The 6,993-nt window shown below is 50.6% G+C and carries 10 protein-coding genes; 9 read left to right on the top strand and 1 reads right to left on the bottom strand.

Translation table 11 applies throughout. The features are described from left to right. Nucleotides 1–202 precede the first annotated feature (202 nt). From GF617_RS23080 to GF617_RS23055, 6 genes are all read left to right on the top strand, one after another. Nucleotides 203–505: a hypothetical protein gene (locus tag GF617_RS23080; protein ID WP_100134780.1), complete on the top strand. Its 303-nt coding sequence runs from the start codon at nt 203–205 to the stop codon at nt 503–505. Next, nucleotides 502–936 (top strand): single-stranded DNA-binding protein, encoded by a 435-nt coding sequence (locus GF617_RS23075; protein ID WP_203452523.1) that lies wholly within the window; start codon nt 502–504, stop codon nt 934–936. The genes GF617_RS23080 and GF617_RS23075 overlap by 4 nt, the downstream gene beginning before the upstream one ends. Nucleotides 937–947: 11 nt before the next feature. Next, entirely contained in the window at nt 948–1,229 is a 282-nt protein-coding gene (locus GF617_RS23070; RefSeq protein ID WP_203452522.1) for a PerC family transcriptional regulator, read from the top strand. Nucleotides 1,230–2,095: 866 nt separating this feature from the next. Continuing rightward, nucleotides 2,096–2,665 carry a hypothetical protein gene (locus GF617_RS23065; protein WP_203452521.1) on the top strand — a complete coding sequence of 190 codons (570 nt, stop codon included), beginning with the start codon at nt 2,096–2,098 and terminating at the stop codon, nt 2,663–2,665. 57 nt (nt 2,666–2,722) lie between these two features. Continuing rightward, the gene (locus GF617_RS23060) at nt 2,723–2,908 is read left to right on the top strand and encodes a hypothetical protein (protein ID WP_203452520.1); all 186 of its coding nucleotides are present in this window, start codon (nt 2,723–2,725) and stop codon (nt 2,906–2,908) included. A gap of 120 nt (nt 2,909–3,028) precedes the next feature. Further along, nucleotides 3,029–3,571, top strand: a complete 543-nt coding sequence (locus tag GF617_RS23055) for a plasmid pRiA4b ORF-3 family protein (protein ID WP_004202366.1) — start codon at nt 3,029–3,031, stop codon at nt 3,569–3,571. On the opposite strand, the gene GF617_RS23050 is transcribed toward GF617_RS23055, so the two are convergent. Beyond that, the gene (locus tag GF617_RS23050) at nt 3,564–3,923 is read right to left on the bottom strand and encodes a hypothetical protein (RefSeq protein WP_203452519.1); all 360 of its coding nucleotides are present in this window, start codon (nt 3,921–3,923) and stop codon (nt 3,564–3,566) included. The two genes, GF617_RS23055 and GF617_RS23050, sit on opposite strands and share 8 nt — an antisense overlap. A 134-nt stretch (nt 3,924–4,057) precedes the next feature. On the opposite strand from GF617_RS23050, the gene dinD reads away from it, so the two are divergent. The 3 genes from dinD to GF617_RS23035 all read left to right on the top strand — a co-directional run bounded on the left by dinD (nt 4,058) and on the right by GF617_RS23035 (nt 6,968). Beyond that, nucleotides 4,058–4,882: a DNA damage-inducible protein D gene (dinD, locus tag GF617_RS23045; RefSeq protein WP_203452518.1), complete on the top strand. Its 825-nt coding sequence runs from the start codon at nt 4,058–4,060 to the stop codon at nt 4,880–4,882. Nucleotides 4,883–5,161: 279 nt separating this feature from the next. Continuing rightward, nucleotides 5,162–5,926 (top strand): isocitrate lyase/phosphoenolpyruvate mutase family protein, encoded by a 765-nt coding sequence (locus tag GF617_RS23040; protein ID WP_203452517.1) that lies wholly within the window; start codon nt 5,162–5,164, stop codon nt 5,924–5,926. After that, on the top strand, nt 5,910–6,968 hold the full coding sequence (locus tag GF617_RS23035; protein ID WP_181621695.1) for a bifunctional transcriptional activator/DNA repair enzyme AdaA: 1,059 nt from the start codon (nt 5,910–5,912) through the stop codon (nt 6,966–6,968). Before GF617_RS23040 ends, GF617_RS23035 begins: the two co-directional genes overlap by 17 nt. Nucleotides 6,969–6,993 lie beyond the last annotated feature (25 nt).

Genomic DNA, 6,993 nt, shown 5'->3' with positions numbered 1-6,993 from the left:
GCTTACCGCTCATGGGCACCTCTCTTTAAGTCATCTTAAATGACTCTGAGGTGTCTGTTAAACCCGTGGCGATTCAAAATTGAATGCCTACCAGTCTGAAAGCCTTGCCATTCGTGGCCTGAGCCAGTTAGTAGGGATTGGTAGGGATATTACACCCCCAAAAAGATTCTATGGGGGGGGTAGCTTAAAACGAAGGTGGGCAATGAATACAGAAACCAGCCAGAAAATGACCTATCAGGAGCGTGAAGCATTGAAGGGGTTTACTGACAAACGCGCATTACAGGGCGACACCCAAAGCCTGCAAATGACCTTGAGGATGATCGCCCACTGGATGAGGCAGCCAGCAGAAATTGGATTTACAGAATATGCAGCACACTGGACGGCAGCTCAGGCCGGACGTGATGACGGGAATCACTCGACCGCAGCAATGGCGGAGCAGTGGCCTTTAAGGGAAGAAATGAAAATTAGTCCCGGAGGTAGTGACTACATGAGGAAATATCTATGACCGCACAAATTTCAGCATATGGGCGGCTGGTGGCAGCCCCCCAGACTCGCACCACAACGAACGGTAACAACATGGCTATGGCGCGACTGGCGGTGTCACTCCCCTGTAATGCGGCAGAGGCGGGAGAGTCAACCTTCTGGCTGGGCGTTATTGCTTTTGGGAAGCAGGCCGATGCGCTGGCAAAGCACCAGAAAGGCGACCTTGTGAGCGTGGCAGGCAATATGCAACTCAACCAGTGGACAGGGCAGGACGGCGGTACACAGCAGGGTTATCAGGTAGTAGCCGACAGTGTGATCAGCGCAAGAACGGTGCGCCCCGGCGGGAAGGCAGGACAGCAGGGGCAGGCAACGGACGCGCTGAGACGTGCGCAGCAGCCATCCCGTGATGAATACGACCAGCGCCCACCATTTGACGATGAAACGCCATTCTGAGGGAGATAAGCATGGTCAACGATAGTAAAGCAGAGGCTCTGGAAGCAAAGGGGCTGTATCGCAGGGCTGCGACGCGCTGGCAGGAAGTCATGATGCTTTGTGCTGAGGACGATGATCGGGAATGGGTAAAGCAGCGCCGTGATACGTGTCTGACGAACGCGAAGCGCCCGCCAGTGAAAACCGATGATTACGGCGATCTGCATAAAGCAGTCACTGAGACACAACACCGCATGGGGATAGCGCAACCGAACGGTAACGCCTTCCGGTTAAATGGCGGTAAGAGGCAGCCGTAGGCCACCAGCGGGGGGCGATGGTTCGCAGCCAGGTTCGCACCAGAACGGCTGTAAATTTTGGACTGTATTGGACGGATTTAAAACCTTTGTAGCGCTAAACCCGCTCCAGTCGAGGGCTGGAAGCCAGAGCGTGATTCAGGTCGTCCAGAATATTCAGGTTCGCGCCACTGATTCGCAGTACGCAGTCAGGTAGGCGGCGAAAAGCGCACGAAATTTGGATTGTTCTGGAAGGATTGCGGCGAGGGATCGACAGAAAAGCTTCTCCAGTAAAGGGCTAAAGCAATATTGACTCACTAACCCATCCAAAAACACGGAGCATGGTACGCAGTCAGGTACGCAGCAAAACTGCGCATTCAACGTGCGTACTACCTGACGAATCCTAACGGTGGTATTGCAAACAGAAATTGCGAATTCGCAAAATGGTGGAGAGGCTTGATATTGCTGGCTCTGGTGTAGTCCATTCGCAGTTAGTAGCACCACGGAGATGATAAGTTTTGATAAGGATTCCTAAGATTTCCTAAGTTTTAATTGCGTGATATGAAACCGATTCGCAATTGCGTCCAGCCTGTAAGCCGCATTATCGCTGGGTTTCTACAGTCGAACGCAGTACGCAAAGTGAAAAATCCTCCAAATACGAAACCCGAATATTGCGCAGTAAATTGCGAATTGCGCAGTTCACAAAAAATCTGCGCAAAACGAAACGGATACCAATTCGCAAACCATCCCGAAAGCCGCGCCATTTCTGACTTCATAAGTGCGCAGTGCGCAAAATAGTGCGCAATTCGTAGTTAAATACGCATATTATTTCGTATTCATTTTTTGCGCATTCGCAGTTTGATGCGCAGTAATTCGCAGGAGGCCAGCCAGTGAGAGACAGAACGCGCAGCTATACCACCGACCTGCCCCGTATAGGGTTGCCATTCCTTGCGAACATGCGTAGCAGGCTGGCGGACGCTGAACAGGGTACGCAGCTTTATACCCAGACCGAAAGCGGAACGTTGTATACCTTCCGGCAAGCCGACAGCTACGCCATGACAATCAACGGCGTGACGCGGGTGATTCGCACTACAACCACGCAGGCCGGGTATGGCGTGCGGGAATGGTACGTTTGTCCCCATTGCGTGAAACGGGTAGCGAAGCTGTATATCGGCAAGAAAGACATTGGCTGCCGGGCGTGCTGGAAACTTCACTATAAAAGCCAGAGCGCCGACAAACTGGACAGGATGCGCATGAAGATACGCCAACAGCGATACGCGATATGGGGCAACAATGACCTTACCAACAACCTGTTTAATGATATTCGCATGTTCCCAAAACCAAAGGGGATGCGCTGGGCTACGTTTGACAGGAAGCGGGCAGAGTTGTCAGCAATGGAGATGGCTTACTGGCAGGCATTCAGTCCGGTTGTCGATAAGATCACCGGGCGTGTGCGGTAGCAATCCGTTTTACGGCTAATACAATGACCGGACACCACCAGCCAACGAGCAATCACCATGACACCACGCGAAATAGCTTTATTGACCGCTGCCAAAATGGAGCATGAAGGCCGCCAGCTTACCCCGGCAGAGGTTCGGGAAATGGAGCGCATTATTGAAGCTGATACAGCCCGGCGCAAACGGTTCGGGGAGATGATGCGAGCGCCTGCCTACCAGTGGAAGAAGCCAGCGCCGCGCAGGTAGATACGGGATTATTCCGCATGTAACTTATGCGTATTAAGCAAATTTCCTTTATTCACCTTTACAGAATTGTGAGTGCGTCAGTATCGTTATCCTTCCGATTCACATTTATTCAGGATTTGCATGTACCAGCTAAAGATAACCATCCGAGACAGCAAACCACCAATATGGCGGCGTGTGCTGGTTCCAGAGCAAATCCCCTTTAGTGAACTTCACGCGGTGATCCAGTTGGCTTTTGGCTGGAATGACGAACATCTGTATATGTTCGAGAAAGGCCGTAAAGGTGATCTAGGTAGCGAGTATCGCGTATGGGGTGAGGGTGAAAGCATGGATAATGCGGCAATCACGCCACTATGGGCGGCGATCCAGAATGAGGGTGACAAGCTGGTTTACACGTATGACTTTGGCGACTGGTGGGATTGCCTTATTGTGCTGGAGAAGCAAACACATGATACCAGCATCCAGCCTGTTAGCTGTTTGCGTGGGAGGGGGACTACCCCGGCGGAAAATTCGGGGGGATTGCATGGTTACAATGAATTGCTCTTACAGGCCAGAGAATCTGATAATCCTGAACAGGCCGAGATACGCAATTTCCTTATGCTGGATATTGAACGCCGGGTTTACGACCTGAACAGCATTAACGACAGATTGCAGGCTCTTAACTGACCCGCCAGCATTCCCCATCAATCGCTTTATCAGCGCCGCCATTATCGCGCATAACAGCGCACTGACCGGGTAAACCGTAGCGCACGACCATTGCGTTGGTTTCACCGCCGCGCCGTACCTGACGCGACTCATACACTGTTACACGCTCCAGCAGCCCACCAGCAACCATGCTTTCCAACGTACGCCGGGTTGATTCTAGCTGGTGGCGCTTATCGAACGACACCATGCCATGAAGCAGGTAGGCCACGCCCGACACATCGAACGGCGGCGCACCAATTTCACCTGTCACCCATTCGAGGTTATCCGGTTCAAAATAGCTGAGTATCTCTTTTTTGCGGTTGGTCATTCTCATGGCTGGCTGGTTCCTTATTGTGGGATACCTCTATCATACATTAATCAGGATGTGAGATATTGAGTCTCTCCGCTAGCAGTAGCGCCAGTAAAAGTCACCACACTTGAACATCAAGCCAATACATGGAGTGAGCAATGAACGAGCACCATCAACCATTTGAAGACTTACGACAATATGGAAGCGAAGGGCAGGAATATTGGTCAGCAAGAGATTTGGCACCACTACTGGATTATCGAGATTGGCGAAACTTTCAAAACGTTCTATCACGAGCTGCTCAGGCGTGTGAAACCAGCAACCAAGAGGTTTCAGACCATTTCGTTGAGACCACCAAAATGGTTGTTCTAGGGTCTGGCGCCCAACGAGAGTTGAAAGATGTTCATTTGTCCAGATATGCCTGCTATCTAGTTGTGCAGAACGGCGATCCTAGCAAGCCAGTTATTGCTGCTGGGCAAACATATTTTGCAATACAGACCAGACGGCAAGAACTAGCTGACGATGAAACATTCAAGCGACTCCGCGAGGATCAAAAGCGCCTTTTTCTCCGAAACGAGTTAAAGGAACACAACAAGCAACTTGTTGAGGCAGCACAGCAAGCTGGTGTTGAAACAACATTGGACTTTGCAATCTTCCAGAATCACGGATACAAGGGGCTTTATGGCGGGTTAGACCAAAAGGCTATCCATCAGCGAAAAGGTCTTAAAAAGAGCCAAAAGATACTCGATCACATGGGTTCTACCGAATTGGCAGCCAACCTGTTCCGAGCGACTCAGGCAGAAGAAAAGCTCCGCAGAGATAATGTTAAATCGAAGCAAAAAGCTAATGAAACTCACTTCGAGGTCGGCCGGAAAGTTAGGCAAACAATCCAGGAGCTAGGCGGGACAATGCCAGAGAATCTGCCCGCACCGGAAAAAAGCATCAAACAATTAGAATCTGCCGCCAAGAAGCTGGATAAAAAATAGACGCAGCCTTTAAGCACATCACTTTACGGTGTACACATGGGTGTACATAATGAAAAAACGCATTACAAAAAAACCAGCAACCACGCAGATTTAAGCAATATACTCAATAAACAAATCCAACTGCGCGCACATTAATACTCAGCGTAAAAGGCCATTGAAAAATGGCCTTTTTCTTTTCCCTCCAACCAGATACAAGTAAAAATGCTCGTCCGATTTTCGGTTGTGGGTGGCCCATGCAAAACGGCACATTGATGCTGCACACCACAACCGGAGACAACCATGGACTTCTATGCACTTCACCACCAAAACCAGCCCTTAATCCTTGCCAACGTCTGGGATGCCTGCAGTGCCCAGGTCGCACATCAGGCCGGGTATCACGCGTTGGGTACATCCAGTGCCGCCATGGCCGCAATGCTAGGATACGAAGACGGCGAGGGCATGAGTTTTGAGGAACTGTTATTTATCGTCGCCCGTATTCGCACCGTGACAAACCTGCCATTAAGCGTTGATTTGGAAGCCGGATATGGGGATACCGTGGACCGCATTATTGACAATATCCGTCAACTGGCGAAGCTTGGCGTCGTGGGAATCAATATTGAAGATAGCCATGTCGTCGGCAATGTTCGCCACCTGGATGATGCAATACAGTTTGCAGGCAAATTGCAGGAGATCGCCCTGGCCTGTCCTGGTATGTTTTTGAATGCTCGTACCGATACATTTTTACTGAACAGTGAGAATGCACTGGAGGAGACGCTGTATCGGGGACACCTCTATGCAAGCAGTGGTGCACATGGTTATTTTGTACCTTGCGTAACCCGGCCTGATGACATTACTGCGATTGTCCGGGATATTACATTACCCTTAAATGTTATGTGCATGCCAGCACTGGCGGATTTCACGACACTGACTGCGCTTGGCGTGAAACGCATTTCAATGGGCAATTTTATCCATGATCGCTTACAGGCCAGGCTGAAGGATTTGCTGTGCCTGGTTCGCTCACACCACTCTTTCTCGGACGTTTTTTGCGATGAAAATAACCGATAACGCCTTGTGCAATATGTGGTACGAAGCATTACTCGAACGCGCTGCTGAGTTCACGGGCGTGTTCTTTGTTGGCGTGAAAACAACGGGTGTCTTTTGTATCTCGGTGTGCCGGGCACGAAAACCAAAGCGTGAAAATGTTGAATTTTATAATGATTTCAAATCCGCACTGGATGCCGGTTTCCGCCCATGCAAAGTGTGCCGTCCAACCGAAAATGCCTGTACAGCGCCGGACTTTATCGAACATGCGCTCAGGCTGGTGCGGGAAGAGCCGAAAGTGCGCATCAGCGATTCTGAGCTTCGACAACACAACATCAGCCCGGAGCGAGTACGACGCTGGTTCCTGCAAAATCACGGTATCACCTTTCAGGCTTTTCAACGTATGCAGCGCGTTAATGTGGCATTGCAGGAACTCAAGTCAGGCCGCTCAACAACTGATGTCGCCTTCGATAGTGGCTATGAGTCACTAAGTGGATTTGGGTATACCTGCAAAAAGCTGACAGGCTCCGCACCAAGTGCGCGCAGTGACACTATTTTAATTCACCGGTTTACCACCCCATTAGGGCCGATGTTTGTCTGCGCCACTGAGCGAGGTATATGCCTGCTGGAGTTTGTTGACCGTCGTGCGCTGGAAACGGAATTCAGAGACCTGCAAAACCTGTTTAACGCCAATATTATCGCGGGGGAGAACAGACACACGCGCCAGGCCGAGAAAGAGATTGGTGAGTATTTTGCAGGCCAGCGCCAAATGTTCAGTGTCGCCCTTGATACACCCGGAAGTGAATTCCAGCGCATCGTTTGGGACGAATTGCAAAGCGTCTCATTCGGGGAAACAACTCACTATCAGTCGATTGCCACTGATATTGGCAAACCAACAGCCGCTCGGGCAATCGCCTCAGCCAATGGCGCTAATCGCGTCGCGATTGTCATCCCCTGCCATCGTGTTATCGGCAAAGATGGTTCAATGACCGGCTACGGTGGCGGCATTGCCCGGAAGAAATGGTTGATCGACCACGAAAATAACCTCAGGAGAAAATCTCTCTGAGTGCGGATGTCCCTCAAAAATGATT

It is taken from the genome of Lelliottia sp. RWM.1 (assembly GCF_016859735.1).
In the GTDB taxonomy this organism is placed as follows: domain Bacteria; phylum Pseudomonadota; class Gammaproteobacteria; order Enterobacterales; family Enterobacteriaceae; genus Enterobacter.
This window is presented reverse-complemented; position numbering and strand designations above follow the sequence as displayed.